Annotated in this window: 19 protein-coding genes; 7 read left to right on the forward strand and 12 right to left on the reverse strand. The window is 53.1% G+C overall.

Annotated features, from left to right (window positions below):
* Positions 1-12: 12 nt before the first annotated feature.
* From yhdJ to WB371_RS00125, 12 genes are all read right to left on the reverse strand, one after another.
* Entirely contained in the window at positions 13-897 is an 885-nt protein-coding gene (gene yhdJ / locus WB371_RS00070; protein ID WP_336218120.1) for an adenine-specific DNA-methyltransferase, read from the reverse strand.
* Positions 898-982: 85 nt separating this feature from the next.
* Positions 983-1,279 carry a DNA-binding transcriptional regulator Fis gene (gene fis, locus WB371_RS00075; protein ID WP_000462905.1) on the reverse strand — a complete coding sequence of 99 codons (297 nt, stop codon included), beginning with the start codon at positions 1,277-1,279 and terminating at the stop codon, positions 983-985.
* 25 nt (positions 1,280-1,304) lie between these two features.
* A complete protein-coding gene (gene dusB / locus WB371_RS00080) occupies positions 1,305-2,270 on the reverse strand; it encodes a tRNA dihydrouridine synthase DusB (RefSeq protein ID WP_044327070.1) in 966 nt (321 codons plus the stop codon).
* Between the two features lie 323 nt (positions 2,271-2,593).
* A complete protein-coding gene (locus WB371_RS00085) occupies positions 2,594-3,334 on the reverse strand; it encodes a carbonic anhydrase family protein (RefSeq protein ID WP_336218121.1) in 741 nt (246 codons plus the stop codon).
* 145 nt (positions 3,335-3,479) lie between these two features.
* Positions 3,480-4,361 (reverse strand): 50S ribosomal protein L11 methyltransferase, encoded by an 882-nt coding sequence (prmA, locus tag WB371_RS00090; RefSeq protein WP_336218122.1) that lies wholly within the window; start codon positions 4,359-4,361, stop codon positions 3,480-3,482.
* Between the two features lie 11 nt (positions 4,362-4,372).
* Positions 4,373-5,824 (reverse strand): sodium/pantothenate symporter, encoded by a 1,452-nt coding sequence (gene panF, locus WB371_RS00095; RefSeq protein ID WP_336218123.1) that lies wholly within the window; start codon positions 5,822-5,824, stop codon positions 4,373-4,375.
* Positions 5,814-6,056 carry a YhdT family protein gene (locus tag WB371_RS00100; protein WP_336218124.1) on the reverse strand — a complete coding sequence of 81 codons (243 nt, stop codon included), beginning with the start codon at positions 6,054-6,056 and terminating at the stop codon, positions 5,814-5,816. The genes panF and WB371_RS00100 overlap by 11 nt, the downstream gene beginning before the upstream one ends.
* 107 nt (positions 6,057-6,163) lie before the next feature.
* Complete coding sequence (gene accC / locus WB371_RS00105) at positions 6,164-7,513, reverse strand: acetyl-CoA carboxylase biotin carboxylase subunit (RefSeq protein ID WP_336218125.1); 1,350 nt, start codon at positions 7,511-7,513, stop codon at positions 6,164-6,166.
* A 10-nt stretch (positions 7,514-7,523) separates the two neighbouring features.
* Positions 7,524-7,994, reverse strand: a complete 471-nt coding sequence (accB, locus tag WB371_RS00110; RefSeq protein WP_336218126.1) for an acetyl-CoA carboxylase biotin carboxyl carrier protein — start codon at positions 7,992-7,994, stop codon at positions 7,524-7,526.
* 382 nt (positions 7,995-8,376) lie between these two features.
* Complete coding sequence (gene msrQ, locus WB371_RS00115) at positions 8,377-8,976, reverse strand: protein-methionine-sulfoxide reductase heme-binding subunit MsrQ (protein WP_336218127.1); 600 nt, start codon at positions 8,974-8,976, stop codon at positions 8,377-8,379.
* Positions 8,977-9,978, reverse strand: a complete 1,002-nt coding sequence (gene msrP / locus WB371_RS00120; protein ID WP_336218128.1) for a protein-methionine-sulfoxide reductase catalytic subunit MsrP — start codon at positions 9,976-9,978, stop codon at positions 8,977-8,979.
* Positions 9,979-10,055: 77 nt separating this feature from the next.
* Entirely contained in the window at positions 10,056-11,030 is a 975-nt protein-coding gene (locus tag WB371_RS00125; protein ID WP_336218129.1) for an MDR family oxidoreductase, read from the reverse strand.
* A gap of 205 nt (positions 11,031-11,235) precedes the next feature.
* Here WB371_RS00125 and csrD point away from each other — a divergent pair, with 205 nt between their 5' ends.
* The 7 genes from csrD (at position 11,236) to yhdP (ending at position 22,068) form a co-directional block, all read left to right on the forward strand.
* On the forward strand, positions 11,236-13,176 hold the full coding sequence (gene csrD, locus WB371_RS00130) for an RNase E specificity factor CsrD (RefSeq protein ID WP_336218130.1): 1,941 nt from the start codon (positions 11,236-11,238) through the stop codon (positions 13,174-13,176).
* Between the two features lie 308 nt (positions 13,177-13,484).
* Entirely contained in the window at positions 13,485-14,528 is a 1,044-nt protein-coding gene (gene mreB, locus WB371_RS00135) for a rod shape-determining protein MreB (RefSeq protein WP_000913396.1), read from the forward strand.
* A gap of 63 nt (positions 14,529-14,591) precedes the next feature.
* A complete protein-coding gene (gene mreC, locus WB371_RS00140; protein WP_336218131.1) occupies positions 14,592-15,629 on the forward strand; it encodes a rod shape-determining protein MreC in 1,038 nt (345 codons plus the stop codon).
* Positions 15,629-16,117 carry a rod shape-determining protein MreD gene (mreD, locus tag WB371_RS00145; protein ID WP_336218132.1) on the forward strand — a complete coding sequence of 163 codons (489 nt, stop codon included), beginning with the start codon at positions 15,629-15,631 and terminating at the stop codon, positions 16,115-16,117. The genes mreC and mreD overlap by 1 nt, the downstream gene beginning before the upstream one ends.
* A gap of 8 nt (positions 16,118-16,125) precedes the next feature.
* A complete protein-coding gene (locus tag WB371_RS00150; protein ID WP_336218133.1) occupies positions 16,126-16,719 on the forward strand; it encodes a nucleoside triphosphate pyrophosphatase in 594 nt (197 codons plus the stop codon).
* The gene (rng, locus tag WB371_RS00155) at positions 16,709-18,178 is read left to right on the forward strand and encodes a ribonuclease G (RefSeq protein WP_042998334.1); all 1,470 of its coding nucleotides are present in this window, start codon (positions 16,709-16,711) and stop codon (positions 18,176-18,178) included. The genes WB371_RS00150 and rng overlap by 11 nt, the downstream gene beginning before the upstream one ends.
* Positions 18,179-18,267: 89 nt before the next feature.
* Complete coding sequence (gene yhdP, locus WB371_RS00160; protein WP_336218134.1) at positions 18,268-22,068, forward strand: AsmA2 domain-containing protein YhdP; 3,801 nt, start codon at positions 18,268-18,270, stop codon at positions 22,066-22,068.
* Positions 22,069-22,166: the final 98 nt, after the last annotated feature.

A 22,166-nucleotide genomic window follows, 5' to 3' on the forward strand; every position in this document is an offset into this window, starting at 1 on the left:
CTTACAATGCTTTTACTTTACAACGGTTCTCTTCACATCCGACGCCATTCGGTTCTTTTTTGACAGGTTTTTTGTCTTTCTCTTTTTGACTTTCGCCAGTTCCTCAGTGGTGTAATGCGAGCCGATGTTGAGCCGTCTGAGACCTGTCTTCACGTACTCAGTATTGAGCTCAATACCGATAAACCGGCGTTCAGACTCCACCGCGACGGCACCTGTCGTAAAACTGCCTGCGAAAGGATCCAGCACGGTATCACCGGGATTTGAGGAGGCCAGGATGATTCGCTTCAACAATGCGAGAGGTTTCTGGGTGGGGTGATTTTCATATTCATCCATCAAATAGCGGACGCGGGGAAACGCCCAGACATTGCCTGGAACCTTTTGTGTGTTGTAGGGCTGTGGGGGATTTTTGCGATAATCGATCAGCGCTCTCTTTGCGCCGGTTTTCGCCTCGACCAGAATGGCGTCGCTGTTGAAAGTGTATTGTCTGGCATCTTTCACCATCATCAGTATCGGTTCGTACATCGAGCCAAAGTATTTTTTCGCCTGGACGCCTGAACTGTCGTAAGACCAGACAATCCGACTTTTGATGGTAAACAGCGTTCTGCATTTGAGATCGATATGCGGCATGTTTTCGGTGCTGTTCATGATGTACATCGTGCCGTGTGGTTTCAGGACCCGATGACATTCCTCTATGCACGCGAATAGCCAGGTGAGGAAGATCTCTTCATCCCAGGATTCCACCATCCCGTCAAAATCCTTACCAATGTTGTAAGGGGGATCGGCAAAGATCAAATCGATGCTTTCAGCAGGAAGCTTTTTCAGTTCGGCAAGCGCATCTCCATGGATGATCGAGGTTGATTCATCGCCAAAATAGTGGGGGTCTATGCGTGAGTTCATACCTGCTCCACATAAGAAGCGTATAAAAAAGGCGCTTCCCCATGCCGGTTTGCGCCTTTTTAAACAAGCAATTCGCTAATCGAAATTAGTTCATGCCGTATTTTTTCAATTTTTTACGCAGCGTACCACGGTTGATGCCCATCATCAGAGCAGCACGGGTCTGGTTACCACGGGTGTATTGCATCACCATGTCCAACAGGGGCTGTTCTACTTCAGCCAGTACCAGCTCATAGAGATCATTAACATCCTGACCATTCAGTTGAGCAAAATAGTTCTTCAGTGCCTGTTTAACCGAGTCACGCAGGGGTTTTTGGGTTACCTGATCCTGAGAGTTAACGGTAGAAACGGTCAGTACGTCAGAATTTACGCGTTGTTCGAACATAGTTCTGTCAGCTCTTTATTTCTGTTTACGCAAAATTTTCGAAGTATGCCTCCAACGCCTCCAGCTGTTCGCTGGCATCCTCAATGGCGTTGAATGTGCGCCGAAACTGGTCATTTGGAGCGTGCTCCTGGAGATACCAGGAGACGTGTTTACGCGCGATTCGGTACCCTTTTGCCTGGCCATAAAAGTCATGCAGTTCCCGAACATGCGCACAAAGCAAGCGCTTAACCTCTGCCAGAGGCAGGGGGGATAGCAACTCCCCAGTGTCCAGATAATGCTGGATTTCCCGAAAGATCCAGGGTCTTCCCTGAGCTGCACGGCCTATCATCAGGGCATCAGCCCCCGTATAGTCAAGCACAGCTCTGGCTTTAAGCGGGTCAGTAATGTCACCATTCGCGATAATCGGAATGGAAACTTTCTGCTTAACTGCCCGAATACTGTCGTACTCAGCATCTCCATTGAACAAACAGGCGCGGGTGCGTCCATGAATGGTCAGAGCCTGAATGCCACAGTCTTCAGCCAGTTGGGCAATCTCTACGCAGTTACGGTGTTCCGGAGCCCAGCCGGTGCGAATCTTCAGGGTGACAGGAACGTCCACTGCATTAACGACCCCGGTCAGTATCGACTTCACCAAATCCGGGTACTGCAAGAGGGCTGAACCTGCGAGCTTGCGATTCACTTTTTTAGCCGGACACCCCATATTGATATCAATAATTTGGGCGCCGCTTTCCACGTTAATACGTGCGGCATCGGCCATCTCAACAGGGTCGCTACCGGCAATTTGCACCGTGCGAATTCCTGGCTCATCAACGTGCACCATCCGTAAACGAGACTTGTCACTTTCCCAAACCTGAGGGTTAGAAGACATCATCTCGGATACCGTCAAACCTGCTCCCATCTCATAGCACAGCGTCCGGAATGGTCTGTCAGTGATGCCAGCCATGGGCGCTGCGATCAGGCGATTTCTAAGCTGGTATTGTCCGATGCGCATGAGTTAAGAAATGACCATACTGTGACTGCAAGGCGGCGTATATTACGCATTTTTTGCACGAGATGAAAGGCCAAACTTTGAGCAATCCTCTGCGATGGATCAAAGAATCGCTGTTAAACACCACAACGCTGAATAATAAGCTATACAAATCATTGCATTACGAAAATGTGTCCAAAATCTGTACGCAGATAATTTTGCGTAACTTCTCATTTTTTCCTGGAGAGAGTATGGACTGACGAGATAATCTGCTGAATTAATCAGCAGATTAGAGAGAGTTAGTGTGGCTATACTCGCATTTCAGCAGATGATTGCGCAGTCTGGGTTTATTCGACGACCACGCGACCGTTGAGTGGCTGTGTCGGACGATTATTATCGTGATGCATGGTATGCGTAAATTTCGCTAACTGTTCAGCAGAGAGTGTCAGAGGGTGTTTCAGGACAATCCAGGTCACTCCCTCAGAACAGGGCGGCGTGGTCAGCGAACCGCTGAAGCGCCAGTAAGTCTTATCCTTTGGCAGGAGGGCGTTGAGGTCCATTTGCGAGGTGATTTTTACGTCCTGTTCCACTTTCTCAGGCATTGTGCTCCAGAGCTTTTCCAGTTCAGGATTGGCCGCTCCTTTATCGAACATGACCGCGACGACTGCTACCGCCCCTTTTGCATTTTTATGGACAAGGTGCATCTCCATCGCGTAATGCTTGCCGTGTACCGTATTCTCGCTCGGCGCGTGGAAATGGAATTGCTGTAACGTGAAGGTAACGCCATCAATCGTGACCGTATCCGACGTTGTTTGTTTCAGGCCAGCTTGCACGGTGTGACCATTGTTGATGAGCGTAACCGGACCATCTGAATAGTTTGTGACCAGTGGGGAAACATGCGCTTGCAGTGTGGTGTCAATATTAATTGGCGACTGATTCATTCCCGTCTGACAGGTTTTGTATTCACCATTGAGAGCAGCCCAATGTTCCGGGGCGCCTTCACCTTCATAACTCCAGTGTGACGCCATCGCCGTGAACGGCAACATGCCTAATGCCAGGAAAACAGCCGTGCCTGAAAAGAGTTTCATTACATTCTTCCGTTGAATAAGATTAGTGATTTATGTTCATAACTTCAATGAGTTAAGGCACTATTTTAACGTGAAGAGGGCTGTGAGTATGCATTGAAAATGCTAAAAAGCGTGGCCCGCGATGAGGCCACGTAGTGAGGGAAAATTACTTCTTACGACCTGTAATTCGGCACCATTCTTCTTTTTCAATCACAGGATCGAGAGTGAAGAGATCGGCATACGCATCACAAACGCTGTCGGCCTGGCTGGCAAGAATACCAGAAAGGCCCAGCAGACCGCCTGTAACGGGCAGGACGCTGATTAAAGGGGCCAGTTCACGTAATGGGCCTGCCAGGATATTGGCAACCACCACGTCGGCTTTGAGGGCGTCTGGTTGATCCTGTGGCAGATAAAGCTCCAGACGTTCTGATACACCGTTACGCTCAGCATTATCGCGGCTGGCCTGAATCGCCTGGGGATCGATATCAACACCGATCGCTTTGGCCGCACCCAGTTTAAGCGCGGCAATGGCCAGAATGCCGGAGCCGCAGCCAAAGTCGATAACCGTCTTTCCGGCTAAATCGAGGCTATCCAGCCATTGCAGGCACAGTGAAGTCGTTGGATGAGTGCCGGTGCCAAATGCCAGGCCAGGATCGAGCATCACGTTGACGGCATTCTCATCCGGCACATCGCGCCAGCTTGGGCAAATCCACAGGCGTTCGCCGAAACGCATCGGGTGGAAGTTATCCATCCATTCACGTTCCCAGTCTTTATCTTCCAGTTGTTCAATCTTATGCGCGAAACCGGCGCCCAGCAGCGGATGGTGTTCCAGAATGGCGACAACCTCTTTCATATCGGTTTCTGCATCAAACAGACCGATAACATCGGTATCGCCCCACAGGCGCGTTTCCCCTGGTAAAGGCTCAAAAACCGGCGTGTCGTGCGTGTCCTGGAAGGTGATGGAAACGGAACCTGCTTCCATCAGGGCATCGCTCAACTCTTCTGCGTTAGCGCCCGTTGTATTTAGTTTCAGTTGAATCCATGGCATGGCAAAACTCTTTATTTATCAGTAGTCAATATCGCGGTTTCCTGAAGGGGTGAACCGAAACGGTTTCCGACCAGGAAAGCCAGCAAACTTAGCAGCAACGAGGGCACAATCGGATGGAAGCCCAGGTACTGGATTTTAAACGTGGCGAGAATCGCGTACAGGACGCCACCCACAATCATGGCACTCAGCGCGCCGGTCGCGTTCGCGCGTTCCCAGTAAAGGCCAAGCACCAGCGGCCATAAGAACACCGCTTCCAGCCCCCCAAAGGCCAACAGATTCAGCCAGATAATCATCTCTGGCGGTTTCCAGGCAGCCAACAACAACAACGCGCCTAAGAGCAGCGTGATGATGGCCGACATCCGCTTCAGTCGTTTCTCATTCTGCAACTGTTCCGGACGCAGATTGAGATAGAGATCTTTAATGATCGTAGCGGAACTTTGCAGCAACTGGGCGTTGATGGTCGACATAATGGCTGCCATCGGTGCGGCAAGGAAGATCCCGGCGGCAAAAGGCGGCAGCACTTTCACCATCAACGTGGGAATCACCAGATCCGGCACCGTCAGGTCGGGGATTACCGCACGACCCAGCGCCCCGGCAAGATGCATACCAAACATCAGGATCGCCACCACGATGGTACCGATAATAATTCCCCGGTGTACCGCTTTGCTGTCTTTGTAGGAGATACAGCGCACCGCCGTGTGCGGCAGACCAATCACGCCAAAGCAGACCAGCACCCAGAATGAGGTCATAAACGACGGCGTCAGGATATCATCAGCGCCTTGTGGAGAGACCAGTTTCGGATCGATGGTATTTAACGTTTCCACAGCCTGGTTCAGGCCACCTGCGGCATGAACGATGCCGACAAGCAGCACGATGGTGCCAATCAGCATCACCAGTCCCTGCATCGTATCGTTAAGTACGCTGGCACGGAAACCACCGAACGCGGTGTACAGTGCGATACTGATACCGAAAATCAGTAGCCCCGTTTCGTAGGGAATCCCCGCGGCGGTTTCCAGCAGGCGCGCGCCACCGATGAACTGGACGGTCATAGCGCCAACAAAAGCCACTAACAGGCTGAGACTCGCCAGCCACACCAGCAGACGGCTCTGGTAGCGGGCAAACAGCATGTCATTGAGCGTGACGGCATTATAACGACGCGCCAGAATGGCGAATTTCTTGCCAAGGATCCCCAACGACAGCCAGACCGCCGGGAGTTGAATCATCGCCAGCAACACCCATCCCAGACCGTATTTATAGGCGGCGCCTGGACCACCGATAAAGGAGCTGGCGCTGATGTACGTTGCGGTCAGCGTCATTGCGAGGACGATCCCGCCCATAGAACGGCTGCCGAGGAAATATTCGTTCAGAAACGTGCCGCTTTGACGTTTACGCATCGCATAAACGGAAAGCCCAAATACGACGACCAGATAGGCGATAAGCGGCAGAATGACCTCAAGCTGCATCGTCATCCTCCAGCGGAATGTCGCGGTAGATAAATTTCACCATTGCCCAGCACAGCAAAATGAAGATCAGTGGTGTCAGCAGACAGGCCAGCTCGAACCAGTGAGGCAGTCCGGTAATGCCTGGCGTGACCCCTGGCAGATACGCTGCGGCCAGCCAGGCGGCCAGGTAGAGAAGGGTCAGCCACAGCGCCCAGCGCGCTTCTTTATGGGCCTGAACAAAACGTTTGTCCATTTTATGTCCCTTATGGAAAAAGAAAGCGGGGATTGTACCTTAAGGGAATGGCGCTCCCCACAAATAAAAAAGGCCGGAATTTCCGGCCTTTTAACGCGAGTGCAGTCTTATTTTTCCTGAAGACCGAGTTTCTTCTCCAGATAGTGGATATTGGTACCACCATGCTGGAAGTGCTCGTCGTTCATAATGCGGGTCTGCAAATCAACGTTGGTTTTGATGCCGTCGATGATGAGCTCCTGCAATGCGTTCTTCATACGGGCAATCGCCACGTCACGGGTTTCGCCGTAGCAGATGAGCTTGCCGATCATGGAATCATAGTATGGCGGTACGGTGTAACCGGCATAGATATGAGACTCCCAACGCACACCAAAACCACCTGGCGCGTGGAAACGGGTGATCTTACCCGGGCTTGGCAGGAAGGTGTTCGGATCTTCGGCGTTGATACGGCATTCCACCGCATGGCCTTTCACCTGCACTTCTTCTTGCTTGATCGACAGCGGCTGGCCTGCCGCGATACGCAACTGTTCTTTGATCAGGTCAACGCCGGTGATCATTTCCGTCACCGGGTGTTCAACCTGAATACGGGTGTTCATCTCAATAAAGTAGAACTCGCCGTTTTCGAACAGGAACTCAAACGTACCTGCGCCGCGATAGCCGATATCAACACACGCTTTGGCGCAACGCTCACCGATGTAGCGACGCAGTTCCGGCGTAATGCCTGGAGCCGGTGCTTCTTCGACAACTTTCTGGTGACGACGCTGCATAGAACAGTCACGCTCAGCCAGATAGATAGCATTCCCCTGACCGTCCGCCAGCACCTGAATTTCGATGTGACGTGGGTTTTCGAGGTATTTCTCCATGTATACCATGTCGTTGCTGAATGCTGCTTTCGCTTCAGCTTTGGTCATGGAGATGGATTGCGCCAGTTCAGCATCGCCGCGTACCACGCGCATGCCGCGACCGCCGCCGCCGCCGGACGCTTTGATGATCACCGGATAACCGATGCGTTTCGCATGGGCACGGTTGGCATCCATATCGTCGCCGAGCGGACCATCAGAGCCCGGTACGGTCGGGACACCCGCTTTCTTCATCGCGGTGATTGCCGAGACTTTGTCACCCATCAGACGAATGGTGTCAGCTTTCGGTCCGATGAAGATAAAACCAGAACGTTCAACCTGCTCAGCAAAGTTGGCGTTCTCGGAGAGGAAGCCGTAACCCGGGTGAATAGCCACCGCGCCAGTGATTTCAGCGGCACTGATGATAGCCGGGATGTTCAGATAACTTTTTACGGACGGAGCCGGGCCAATACAAACCGTTTCATCCGCCAATAATACATGTTTTAAATCGCGGTCCGCGCTTGAGTGCACAGCGACCGTCTTAATGCCCAGTTCTTTACAGGCACGAAGAATTCGCAATGCAATCTCGCCGCGGTTGGCGATAACAATTTTATCCAGCATGTTCGCCTCGTTACTCGATGACGACCAGTGGCTCGTCAAATTCTACCGGCTGACCACTTTCGACCAGAATCGCTTTCACAGTACCTGACTTGTCTGCTTCGATCTGGTTCATCATTTTCATGGCTTCAACGATGCACAGGGTATCGCCTACATTGACTTTCTGACCCACTTCGATGAACGCCTTCGCGTCCGGGCTCGGGGTGCGGTAGAAAGTACCAACCATTGGGGAACGTACGATGTGACCACTGATTTCTGCTGCGGCGGCCGCCGGCGCTTCTGCTGCCGGAGCAACTGCGTTAGACAGAGCAGGTTGTGGCGGCTGCATCATTGGTGCAGCGTAGGCTTGTTGCATCACCGGGAAGCTACCAGCAGGTGCTGCGCGGCTGATGCGTACAGACTCTTCGCCTTCAGAGATTTCCAGTTCGGAGATGCCTGATTCTTCAACCAGCTCGATCAGTTTTTTAATCTTACGAATATCCATGAGTGGGTTCCGTACTCTTTGTTTAGTGTGATTGTGACAGGCACCTGGCGCTGTCAGTAAAGCGTGAGTCCCAACGGCAAAACGGCTTTTGCCCATCAGGACGCCGGTATATTCCGCCTCAACAGCAGGTGTGAGACTTGTCGGTTAACATGCCGCGATTTGCTGCAATCCTCCGGCAAAACACAAAATATACCTTCATTGCTCGATTGTCACCTTTTCAACGTCTTAAAAACGCTGTCCAGGCAGCCAGGGTCGCACATTATAACGATTTCGTAGCAATTGGCAGCTAAATACTGGTCTTATCAGGGAAGATAATCAACAGCTAACACACAAATAACATCCGAGTCTCTGCGTTTTGCAAGCGGGTGCACAGTTCACGGAACTAGCGCCACCACTGGCGGAACTTCTTGTAACGGCAGGCTAAAAGCGCCAGTGCCAGCAGAGCATAAACGATGGGCTGAGGGGATAAAATTTTTACCGACCATAGATAATGGATGGGGGCCAGGATCGCCACAAGATAGACGAAGTTGTGTAAAAGTTGCCAGCGTTTACCCAGTTTTCGCTGTGCCGCCTGCGTCGAGGTCAGCGTGAGCAAAAATAAGATAATCCAACTGATGATCCCCAGCGTTAAATAGGGGCGGGTGATGAGCTCTCGCCCTAACAGAACCAGGTTATGGATACCCAATTCGAGCAGCGCATAGCTGGTCAGATGCAGCGTCGCCCAGGCAAAACACCATAACCCCAGCAGGCGACGGGTGCGTATCAATAATGGCTGTTTAGCGTAGCGCGTGAGCGGCGTGACCAGCAAGGCGGCGAGCAAAAATTTCAGAGCCATCCTACCGGTGAAGTGCTGAATGTCTTTCACCGGATCGGCGCTGAGCGCGCCGCTGTTAATGGCCCAGAACAGCCAGAGAAACGGTAGCAATCCCGCCAGATGAAGCGCCACTTTTAGCCAGGTAATCTGTTTTGCAGTGAGTCGCACTTAGAAGTTCTCCCGCAAATTCAGACCACGATACAGTGACGCTACTTCGTCGGCATAGCCATTAAACAGTAAGGTGGGTTGTCGTTGCACATCCAGTATTCCACCTGCGCCAATAAATCGTTCCGTTGCCTGTGACCAGCGAGGATGATCGACATGCGGATTAACGTTGGCGTAAAAACCGTACTCATTCGGTGCCGCGAGGTTCCAGGTCGTTGGCGGGCGTTCGCGGGTCAGTTTGATGCTGACAATCGACTTGATGCCTTTAAAACCATATTTCCACGGAACCGTCAGACGAATGGGCGCGCCATTTTGCGGTGGCAGCGCTTTGCCATAGACACCCACGGTCAACAGCGTCAACGGATGCATAGCTTCATCCAGCCGTAATCCCTCAACATAGGGATATTTTAACCCGCCGCCAATAAAGCGATCTTTTTGTCCCGGCATCTCGTCCGGTGCGTAAAGAGTCTCGAACGCGACATATTTTGCATTGCTGGTGGGCTCAACGAGAGCCAGCAGTTTATGTAAAGGAAAGCCAATCCACGGCACTACCATCGACCAGGCTTCGACGCAGCGCATACGGTAGATGCGCTCCTCTAAAGGAAAACGCGTCGTAAGGGCATCGTGATCAAGGGTTAGCGGTTTGGCTACTTCGCCGCTGATTTTCAACGTCCAGGGATCGGTTTTCATGCTGCCCGCATTGGCGGCGGGATCGGCTTTATCGAGGCCAAACTCATAGAAATTGTTGTAGCCTGTAACTTTATCTTCCGGCGTTAACTGCAGCGTGTTTTGCCATTCTTTGGGTTTGCCGAAATCAAGTGCTTTTCCGGCGGGGGCGGGAGGGCGATCGTTACCTTTAAACCAGTCGATCAAATCGGCGTGAGCAACCGACGGCAGCGTAAGCGCTGTCGCGCCAATCCCCAACATCTTCAGGACCTGACGACGTTTGAGCATAAATACCGATTCAGCGGTAACGTCGTTTTCCGTCAATTTTCTGGCTTTCATCGCATCCTCCATCATGAGTTTTGTTAAGCATGACGGAGGAGCGTGTTTAACGCGAATATGTCACGAAAATTTGAAGATTAGGCGATCTTCACCAGCGTACGACCCTGTATCTGGTTATTAATGATCGCGTCTGCAAACTTCGGTGCATCCACCAGCGAAATTTCCGTTGCCGCCTGAGTGTAGAACGACTCGGGTAAATCATTCGCCAGACGTTGCCAGGCCTGAGCGCGGCGATCTTGCGGTGTCATGACGGAGTCCACGCCCTGTAAACGTACGTTACGCAGAATAAATGGCATCACCGTGGTTGGCAGTGCGAACCCACCCGCCAGGCCGCACGCGGCAACGCATCCACCGTAGTTCATCTGCGCCAGCACTTTCGCCAGCACTTTATCGCCAACGGTGTCGATGGCTCCGGCCCAGAGTTGTTTTTCCAGCGGGCGAGACTCGGCAAATTCATCCCGGCCCAGAATGCGCGAGGCGCCGAGTTGTTTGAGATAATCATGCGTGCTTTCGCGTCCGGAGACCGCCGCGACCTGATAGCCCAGTTTATGCAGCAGTGCGACCGCAGTACTGCCAACGCCGCCACTGGCGCCCGTCACGACGATTTCACCGTCTTCCGGGCGAATACCCGCCTCTTCAAGCGCCATCACGCACAGCATGGCGGTAAACCCGGCGGTGCCGATCACCATCGCTTTACGGCTGTCCAGCCCTTTCGGCAGTGCAACCAGCCAGTCCGCTTTTACGCGAGCCTGTTCCGCCAGCCCACCCCAATGGTTTTCCCCCACGCCCCAGCCGGTCAGGAGGACTTCCTGCCCCACATGAAAACGAGGATCTTCGCTTTTACGAACGGTACCGGCAAAATCGATTCCCGGAATCATCGGAAAATTGCGGATGATTTTCCCTTTTCCGGTGATGGCGAGCGCATCTTTATAGTTCAGGCTGGACCAGTGGATATCCACCGTGACATTACCTTCTGGTAACTGACTTTCGTCAAGCGTTTGCACGGATGCGAGGGTTTTGCTGTCTTGCTGTTCTAAGATTAAAGCCTGCATAACCTGTCCTCAATTTTGCATGGTGGATTGGAAAATGTGTCCTGAAGACTATACTCGCTAACTGAAACGTGATGCCGATTCAACGCAATAAATTGCCAGATACACCTGATTTGGTAGTATGCACTCACTCTTTGCGCAGCCAGGCGAATTTTACGTTTGGTTATGCATTTCGTGTCGTCATTTAACAATCGGAGTTAACACAAGGATGCGATTAACGACGAAATTTTCAGCTTTTGTCACGCTGCTCACCGGGTTAACCATCTTCGTGACCCTGATTGGCTGTTCGCTGAGTTTTTATAACGCTATCCAGTACAAAATGAACCATCGCGTTCAGGCGGTGGCGACGGCGATTGATACGCATCTTGTTTCACAAGACGTTAATCAGTTATCAACGCAAATCAACGAGTTGATGACCTCGGCTGATATCGTGCGTGTCGATCTGCTACAGGATGGTAAGACGATCTATACCCAAACCCGGAACAGCAGTTATCGTCCGGTGGGGACCAGTAATCTCTTTCGCGAGCTCACTGTTCCGCTCATGAAGCATCCGGGAATGACAATGCATCTGGTCTATCAGGACCCGATGGGCCACTATTTCCATTCCTTAATGACCACCGCGCCGCTGACGTTGGCAATTGGCTTTATTGTGCTGATGCTGTTCCTCGCCGTGCGCTGGCTCCAGCGCCAGCTTTCTGGTCAGGAACTACTGGAGATCCGATCGACGCGCATTTTGAACGGTGAGCGCGGAATCAATGTTCGCGGCTCTGTTTATGAGTGGCCGGCGCGTACCAGTAGCGCGCTGGATACGTTGCTGGCCGAAATTCAGAGCGCCCAGGAACAACGGAGCCGGTTGGACACATTGATCCGCTCATACGCCGCCCAGGACACCAAAACCGGTCTGGGCAACCGGCTCTTTTTTGATAACCAACTCGCGACGCTGCTGGACGATCAGGAAAAAATTGGCGCGCATGGCGTCGTGATGATGATTCGCCTGCCGGACTTTAATCTGTTACGTGACAGCTGGGGGCGCAATCTCGCCGAAGAAGAGCTGTTCAGCCTGATCAATTTATTGTCCACCTTTATGCTGCGATATCCTGGTTCGCTGCTGGCACGCTATCACCGCAGTGACTTTGCTGTTCTGCTGCCGCACCGTACCTTGAAGGAGGCGGAAAGCGTTGCCGGGCAACTTTTAAAAGCGGTGGACGCGCTGCCGACGAATAAAATGCTTGATCGTGACGATATGGTACATATCGGCATCTGCGCCTGGCGCAGCGGGCAGTCGACCGAACAGGTGATGGAACATGCGGAAGCCGCGACTCGCAACGCTGTGCTTCAGGGGGGGAATAGCTGGGCCATCTATGATGATACGCTTCCCGAAAAAGGGCGCGGCAATGTGCGCTGGCGTACACTGATTGAGCAGATGCTGAGCCGTGGCGGACCGCGCATCTACCAGAAACCCGCGGTAAGTCATGATGGGGTCGTCCATCACCGGGAACTGATGTGTCGTATCTTTGATGGTAATGAAGAAGTGAGTTCTGCGGAATACATGCCGATGGTCTTACAGTTTGGCTTGTCAGAAGAATATGACCGATTACAGATCAGCCGCGTTATCCCGCTGTTAAGCTACTGGCCGGAAGAAAATCTGGCGCTTCAGGTGACGGTAGAGTCGCTGATTCGCCCGCGTTTTCAGCGCTGGTTACGTGATACATTAATGCAGTGTGAAAAATCGCAGCGAAAACGCATAATTTTTGAACTTGCAGAGGCTGATGTAGGTCAACACATCAGCCGGTTACAGCCTGTTATTCGCTTAGTTAATGCATTAGGCGTTCGGGTTGTCGTTACGCAGGCCGGTTTGACGCTGGTGAGCACCAGTTGGATTAAAGAACTCAATGTGGAACTGATCAAACTTCATCCCAGTCTGGTCAGGAATATTGAGAAGCGAACGGAGAACCAGTTGTTGGTTCAAAGCCTGGTGGAAGCGTGCTCCGGGACAAACACCCGGGTTTATGCGACGGGTGTGCGTTCGCGTGGGGAGTGGCAGACACTGACAGCGCGTGGTGTTTCCGGTGGACAGGGGGATTTCTTTGCTGCCTCCCAGCCTCTGGATACGAATGTGAAAAAATATTCTCAAAGATACTCGGTTTAACCTGCCGTTTGTCCAGTTTTCACGTAGAATAACGCGCGCTGTGCCTTCATGGGGGTGTGCTTGTCTGCTCGCCAGTTTGTAACAGCGCATATGCAGGTGAATGACCTTAAACCCGTTGCAAATGAGGGCGAAGCTGGCTGCTGAAGTGCTCAGCCCTGAGGGACTCAGACAGAGATTTGTAACAAAGGAAACGCACTGCACTAATTTTCACCGTAGCAGATCATTTTTGCGCCTTGTCGCTGCTGCGTGTGGTTGGTAAAGTAAGCGGATTTTGTTTTCCGCCCCAGCTTTCAGGATTATCCCTTAGTATGTTGAAAAAATTTCGTGGCATGTTTTCCAATGACTTGTCCATTGACCTGGGTACCGCGAATACCCTCATTTATGTAAAAGGACAAGGCATCGTATTGAATGAGCCTTCCGTTGTGGCCATTCGTCAGGATCGTGCTGGTTCACCGAAAAGCGTGGCTGCAGTAGGTCATGATGCGAAGCAGATGCTGGGTCGTACACCAGGCAATATTGCTGCTATTCGTCCAATGAAAGACGGCGTTATCGCTGACTTCTTCGTGACTGAAAAAATGCTCCAGCACTTCATTAAGCAAGTGCACAGCAACAGCTTTATGCGTCCAAGCCCGCGAGTGCTGGTGTGTGTACCGGTTGGTGCGACCCAGGTAGAGCGCCGTGCTATTCGTGAATCCGCGCAGGGCGCTGGCGCCCGTGAAGTCTTCCTGATTGAAGAGCCGATGGCTGCTGCAATTGGTGCAGGTCTGCCGGTGTCTGAAGCAACCGGTTCAATGGTTGTGGATATCGGGGGCGGTACCACGGAAGTGGCTGTTATCTCTCTGAACGGTGTGGTCTATTCTTCTTCTGTGCGTATCGGTGGTGACCGTTTCGATGAAGCGATCATTAATTATGTGCGCCGTAACTACGGTTCTCTTATCGGTGAAGCGACCGCAGAGCGTATCAAGCATGAAATCGGTTCTGCCTATCCGGGTGACGAAGTGCGCGAAATCGAAGTGCGCGGTCGTAACCTGGCGGAAGGTGTGCCTCGCGGCTTTACCCTGAACTCTAACGAGATTCTGGAAGCGTTGCAGGAACCGCTGACCGGTATCGTGAGCGCGGTAATGGTTGCACTTGAACAGTGTCCGCCAGAACTGGCGTCCGATATCTCCGAGCGCGGTATGGTGCTCACCGGTGGTGGCGCGTTGCTGCGTAACCTTGACCGTTTGTTAATGGAAGAAACCGGTATTCCAGTTGTTGTTGCTGAAGACCCGCTGACCTGTGTGGCGCGTGGCGGCGGCAAAGCGCTGGAAATGATCGACATGCACGGCGGCGACCTGTTCAGCGAAGAGTAATCGGTTGCAGGCAGGAGAGCGAAAGGCTGTCCTGCCAGCTCTGATACGAGAATACGCAAACTTATGAAGCCAATTTTTAGCCGTGGCCCGTCGCTACAGATTCGCCTTATCCTGGCGGTGCTGGTGGCGCTCGGCGTTATTATTGCCGACAGCCGCTTGGGTACGTTCAGTCAGATCCGCACGTACATGGATACCGCCGTCAGTCCTTTCTACTTTATTTCCAATGGTCCCCGTGAATTGCTTGATGGCGTTTCGCAAACGCTCGCGTCACGTGACCAGCTTGAGCTTGAAAACCGGGCGTTGCGTCAGGAACTGCTGCTGAAAAACAGTGATTTACTGATGCTGGGGCAGTACAAGCAGGAGAATGCGCGCCTGCGTGAACTGTTAGGTTCGCCGCTGCGTCAGGATGAGCAGAAGATGGTGACACAGGTCATCTCGACGGTTAACGATCCCTACAGCGACCAGGTGGTTATCGATAAAGGCAGTGTAAACGGCGTTTATGAAGGCCAGCCGGTGATCAGCGATAAAGGCGTTGTCGGTCAGGTTGTTGCAGTCGCGAAACTGACCAGTCGTGTCCTGCTGATTTGCGATGCCACCCATGCCCTGCCTATTCAGGTGTTACGTAACGATATTCGTGTGATTGCCGCCGGTAACGGTTGCAGCGACGATCTGCAACTCGAACATCTTCCGGCCAATACCGACATTCGCGTGGGCGATGTGCTGGTGACGTCGGGGCTGGGTGGCCGTTTCCCGGAAGGTTATCCAGTGGGGGTTGTCTCTTCCGTGAAACTGGATACCCAACGCGCCTATACCGTCATTCAGGCGCGCCCAACCGCGGGCCTGCAGCGTCTGCGCTATCTGCTTCTCCTGTGGGGTGCTGACCGTAACGGCGCAAACCCGATGACGCCAGAAGACGTACATCGTGTCGCCAATGAACGTTTGCTGCAGATGATGCCGCAAGTGTTGCCGTCGCCAGACGTGATGGGACCTCCGGCACCTGTGCCAGCACCGGCAACGGGTATTACCACATCGCCTGCCGTACCACAGCCATCGCCAGCAGGTGTGACGCCGCCTTCACAGCGTGCGCCAGGAGGCCAGTAGTGGCAAGCTACCGTAGCCAGGGGCGCTGGGTTATCTGGCTCTCGTTCTTAATCGCCTTGTTACTGCAAATCATGCCCTGGCCGGATGACATTATTGTCTTTCGGCCTAACTGGGTGCTGCTCATTTTACTGTACTGGATCCTCGCGCTGCCGCATCGCGTAAATGTGGGAACCGGTTTTGTGATGGGTGCCATACTGGATCTTATTAGCGGCTCCACGCTTGGCGTGCGGGCGTTGTCGATGAGTATTATCGCTTATCTGGTCGCACTGAAATTCCAGTTATTCCGTAATCTGGCGCTCTGGCAACAGGCGCTGGTGGTGATGTTGCTTTCGCTGGTTGTGGATATTATTGTTTTTTGGTCCGAGTTTTTAGTGATTAACGTCTCTTTCAGACCGGAAGTGTTCTGGAGTAGTGTAGTCAACGGTGTGCTCTGGCCATGGCTTTTCTTGCTGATGCGAAAAATCCGTCAGCAGTTTGCAGTGCAATAAAGGTTTCTATGACGTCTCTATACTTAGCTTCCGGTTCGCCGCGCCGTCAGGAATTGCTCGCGCAGTTAGGCGTCTCTTTCGAACGCATTGTGCCGGGAATAGAAGAAATGCGCGGTGAAGGTGAAAGCGCGCAGCAATACGTTTCGCGTCTGGCGCGAGAAAAAGCGCAGGCGGGCGTGACGTTGGCCCCACGGGATCTGCCCGTGTTGGGGGCGGATACTATTGTGATTCTTAACGGTGAAGTGTTAGAGAAACCGCATAACGCAGAGCATGCGGCGCAGATGTTGCGCAAATTGTCCGGGCAAACGCACCAGGTGATGACGGCCGTTGCGCTGGCGGATAGCCAGTATGTTCTCGACTGTCTGGTCATGACCGACGTGACGTTCAGAGCGTTAACGGATGCGGATATCGCTGACTATATCGCCAGCGGTGAACCGATGGATAAAGCAGGTGCATACGGTATTCAGGGGCAGGGCGGCTGTTTTGTCAGGAAGATAAATGGCAGCTATCACGCCGTGGTCGGCTTACCGCTGGTTGAAACGTATGAGTTGCTAAGTAATTTTAACTCACTGCGTGAGAAAAGGGATAAAGATGACGGCTGAATTGTTGGTAAACGTAACGCCATCGGAGACACGCGTGGCGTATATTGATGGCGGTATTCTGCAAGAGATTCATATTGAGCGTGAGGCGCGACGCGGAATCGTAGGCAATATCTACAAAGGTCGGGTCAGTCGGGTACTTCCGGGTATGCAGGCGGCTTTTGTAGATATTGGGCTGGATAAAGCCGCATTTCTTCACGCTTCTGACATCATGCCGCATACCGAATGTGTTGCGGGCGAAGAACAAAAGCAATTTACCGTTCGCGATATTTCGGAACTGGTGCGTCAGGGACAAGACCTGATGGTGCAGGTGGTGAAAGATCCGCTTGGCACCAAAGGCGCACGCCTGACAACCGACATCACTTTACCGTCCCGCTACCTCGTTTTTATGCCCGGCGCCTCACACGTCGGTGTGTCTCAGCGTATCGAAAGCGAAGCGGAACGTGAACGCCTGAAAAAAGTGGTCGCCGAGTACTGTGACGAACAGGGTGGATTCATCATCCGAACTGCCGCAGAAGGCGTATGCGAAGACGATCTGGCATCAGATGCTGCGTACCTGAAGCGCGTCTGGACGAAAGTGATGGAGCGTAAAAAGCGCCCGCAAACGCGTTATCAGATGTACGGGGAGCTGGCGCTGGCGCAGCGTGTGCTGCGTGATTTTGCCGATGCGCAGTTAGACCGCATTCGCGTGGATTCACGCCTGACGTATGAGGCGTTGCTGGAGTTTACCGCAGAGTACATCCCGGAAATGACCAGCAAGCTGGAGCATTACAGCGGACGCCAGCCTATTTTCGATCTCTTTGATGTGGAAAATGAGATCCAGCGTGCGCTGGAGCGTAAAGTTGAACTGAAATCCGGCGGTTATCTGATTATCGATCAGACGGAAGCGATGACCACTGTTGATATCAACACCGGTGCGTTTGTCGGTCATCGTAATCTCGATGACACCATTTTCAATACCAATATTGAAGCGACTCAGGCGATTGCCCGCCAACTGCGGCTGCGTAACCTCGGTGGCATTATCATTATTGATTTCATTGACATGAATAATGAAGATCACCGCCGCCGGGTATTACATTCGCTTGAGCAGGCGCTGAGTAAAGACCGGGTGAAAACCAGTATTAACGGCTTTTCGCAGTTGGGGCTGGTGGAGATGACGCGTAAACGTACTCGTGAGAGCGTGGAACATGTCCTGTGTAACGAGTGTCCTACCTGTCATGGGCGAGGTACGGTGAAGACGGTGGAAACCGTCTGTTATGAGATCATGCGTGAAATTGTGCGGGTGCATCACGCTTACGACTCTGATCGCTTCCTGGTCTATGCTTCTCCTGCAGTGGCAGAAACCCTGAAAGGGGAAGAGTCGCACGCGCTGGCGGAAGTGGAAATTTTTGTCGGCAAACAGGTCAAAGTCCAAATTGAACCGCTCTATAACCAGGAGCAGTTCGACGTGGTCATGATGTAAAACAACAGTGTCCGATGCAGGCTGGATAAGGCGTTCACGCCGCCATCCGGAAAAACGGTTTCATACTTTTGGCAGACAAGGAGAGATGCGTGAGGCGATTGCCGGGGATATTATTGCTCACTGGAGCCGCGCTCGTCGTTATCGTAGCGCTGCTGGTCAGTGGCTTGCGCCTGGCATTACCGCATCTTGATAACTGGCGTCCGACGATCCTCAGTAAAATTGAGGCCGCGACGGGACTGCCGGTTCAGGCCAGTCAGCTTTCTGCTAACTGGCAAAATTTTGGTCCCACCCTCGAAGCACGTGATGTTCGCGCCGAACTGAAAGACGGCGGCGAATTTTCAGTTAAACGCGTAACCCTGGCGCTGGATGTCTGGCAAAGCTTGCTGCACATGCGCTGGCAGTTTCGCGATCTCACCTTCTGGCAACTCAATTTTCGCACTAACACGCCCATTGACCGCAGCGAAAGTGGCGACGGACTGGAAGCCAGCCGAATCAGCGATCTTTTTCTGCGCCAGTTCGATCACTTCGATCTGCGCGACAGCCAAATCAGCTTTCTGACGCTCTCCGGCCAGCGCGCCGAACTGGCGATCCCGCAACTCACCTGGCTTAACGGTAAAAACCGCCATCGTGCGGAAGGACAAGTGAGCCTCTCCAGTCTGACGGGTCAGCATGGTGTGATGCAGGTGCGTATGGATCTGCGTGATGATGAAGGTCTGCTGAACAACGGCCGGGTCTGGCTACAGGCCGACGACATCGATGTGAAGCCGTGGCTGGGGAAATGGATGCAGGACAATGTGGCGCTGGAGACCGCGCGCTTTAGCCTCGAAGCCTGGATGACCATCAACAAAGGTGAAATTGCGGGTGGCGACGTCTGGTTGAAGCGGGGCGGGGCAAGCTGGAAAGGCGTCAGCAACACGCACACACTTTCTGTCGATAACCTGACCGCGCACATTAGCCGTGAACAACCCGGCTGGCAATTCTCTATCCCTGATACCCGAATCACCATGGATGGAAAGGCGTGGCCGCGCGGCGCGTTGCAGCTTGCCTGGATCCCTGAGCAGGAAGTGGGGGGGCTCGACGGTAAGCGCAGCGACGAATTGCGCATTCGCGCCAGCCATCTGGAACTGTCTGGCCTTGAGGGATTGCGTCCTATGGTGTCCCGGCTTTCACCGTCGCTGGGTGACGTCTGGCGCGCCACGCAACCGAGCGGAAATATCGACACGCTGGCGCTGGATATCCCGCTTCAGGCAACAGAAAAGACGCGCTTCCAGGCGTCCTGGCACGATCTGGCATGGAAGCAGTGGAAGCTGTTGCCGGGGGCTGAACATTTTTCCGGTACGCTCGCCGGAAGTGTCGAAAACGGGGCGCTGACTGCCGCGATGACACAGGCAAAAATGCCCTATGAAACGGTCTTTCGCGCGCCATTGGAAATTGAAAAAGGTATCGCCACACTGAGCTGGTTGAAGAATGACAAAGGCTTTCAGCTCGACGGGCGCGATATTGATGTCAAAGCGAAAGCGGTTCATGCCCGCGGCGGTTTCCGCTATTTACAGCCCACAGGCGACGCCCCCTGGCTGGGAATTCTTGCAGGCATCAGTACGGATGACGGCTCCCAGGCCTGGCGGTATTTCCCGGAAAATCTGATGGGCAAAAAACTGGTGGATTATCTCAGCGGCGCGATTCAGGGCGGTGAAGCGGATAACGCGACGCTGGTGTACGGCGGCAATCCGCATCTGTTCCCTTACAAGCATAATGAGGGCCAGTTTGAAGTGCTGGTTCCGCTGCGCAATGCGAAATTTGCTTTCCAGCCGGACTGGCCTGCGCTGACCGATCTGAATATTGAACTGGATTTCCTTAACGACGGTTTGTGGATGAAAACCGATGGCGTTAGTTTAGGTGGCGTGAAAGCCACAAACCTGACGGCGATTATCCCGGACTACGCTAAAGAAAAGTTACTGATCGATGCCGATATCCACGGGCCAGGCAATGCGGTAGGACCGTACTTTAATGACACACCGTTGAAAGATTCACTTGGCGCCACCCTTGAGCAGTTGCAGATCGATGGCGATGTGAATGCTCGCTTACATCTGGATATCCCTCTGGACGGTGAACAGGTGACGGCGAAAGGCGATGTCTCGCTGCGTGATAACAGCCTCTATATTAAACCGCTCGACAGCACCCTGAAAAACCTCAGCGGTAAATTCAGCTTTAACAATGGCAACCTGAAAAGCGAACCAATGACGGCAAACTGGTTTAATCAGCCGTTAAACGTTGATTTCTCCACATCGGAAGGGGCGAAGGCCTATCAGGTAGCCGTCAATCTCAACGGTAACTGGCAGCCAGCCCGCACGGGCGTTTTGCCGTCAGCGGTCAATGACGCGCTTAGCGGTAGCGTAGCGTGGAACGGAAAAGTGGGTATCAACCTTCCTTATCGTTCAGAGGCGACGTATGACATTGAGCTGAATGGCGATCTCAAGAATGTAAGCAGTCACTTACCTTCACCGTTGGATAAAGACGCGGGTGAGACGTTGCCGGTTAAAATCAAAGCGGAGGGTGACCTTCATAGCTTCGCCTTAACCGGTAGTGCCGGTCAGGAAAACCATTTTACGAGTCGCTGGCTGCTCAACCAGAAACTGACGCTGGACAGGGCTATCTGGATGGCAGAAAGCCGGACAGCGCCGCCTTTACCTGAAAAGGAAGGGATCGAGCTGAATCTCCCGGCGATCGATGGCGCGCAATGGCTGGCGCTGTTCCAGAAAGGGGCGGCGGATAATGTCGGTGCCAATGCGAATTTCCCGCAACATATTACGCTGCGCACCCCGGCGTTAACGCTGGGGGGGCAACAATGGAACAACCTGAGCCTCGTGTCTGAACCCGTATCGAATGGCACGAAAGTTGAGGCTCAGGGGCGTGAGATCAACGCGACGTTGGCAATGCGCAACAACGCGCCCTGGCTGGCAGCGATCAAATACCTCTATTACAACCCCACCGTTGCCAAAAAGGATAAACGGGGCGAGAGCGTTTCGCCGTTTGCTTCCGTAGAGCGCGTAAGTTTCCGTGGCTGGCCTGACGTTCAGTTACGCTGTGAAGAATGCTGGCTGTGGGGACAGAAATACGGACGTATTGATGCAGATGTCGCCATTCAGGGCGATACCCTGAACCTGAGAAACGGTCTGCTGGACACGGGATTCGCCCGATTAACGGCAGACGGCCAGTGGGTTAACACGCCAGGCAGCGAACGCACCTCCTTAAAAGGCAAACTGCGTGGTAACAAGATTGATGCCGCGGCAGGATTTTTTGGTGTTTCCACGCCAATGCGCAATGCCTCTTTTAACATTGATTATGACCTGCACTGGCGCAATCCGCCATGGCAGCCGGATGAAGCCTCGCTGAACGGCATTATCCGTACCCGGCTGGGTAAAGGCGAAATGACAGAATTGAGCACCGGGCATGCGGGGCAACTGTTACGCTTGCTGAGCTTTGACGCACTGCTGCGTAAATTGCGCTTCGATTTTAGCGATACGTTCAATGAGGGTTTTTACTTCGATTCCATACGCAGTACTGCCTGGATCAAAGATGGCATCCTGCATACAGACGACACGCTGGTGGACGGGCTTGAAGCGGATATCGCCATGAAGGGGTCGGTCAACCTGGTGCGTCGTGAGCTGGATGTGGAAGCGGTAGTGGCACCGGAAATCTCCACAACGGTCGGTGTGGCTGCTGCGTTTGCGGTGAACCCCATTGTCGGTGCGGCGGTGTTTGCCGCCAGCAAAGTGCTTGGACCGTTGTGGAGTAAAGTGTCGATACTGCGCTATCGCATCACGGGGCCACTTGATAAACCACAGATCAACGAAGTCCTTCGCCAGCCGCGGAAAGAAAACGCGCAATGATTTGACGGGGGCGCGGAATTGCCCCACTCTCAGTACATAGTCCTGGCGGATAAGCAACGCGCCTTAGGTATAACGCCATTTGTCGCAGTAACTAACGA

This window comes from Citrobacter amalonaticus (genome assembly GCF_037053465.1).
GTDB classification, from domain to species: Bacteria; Pseudomonadota; Gammaproteobacteria; order Enterobacterales; family Enterobacteriaceae; genus Citrobacter_A; species Citrobacter_A amalonaticus_H.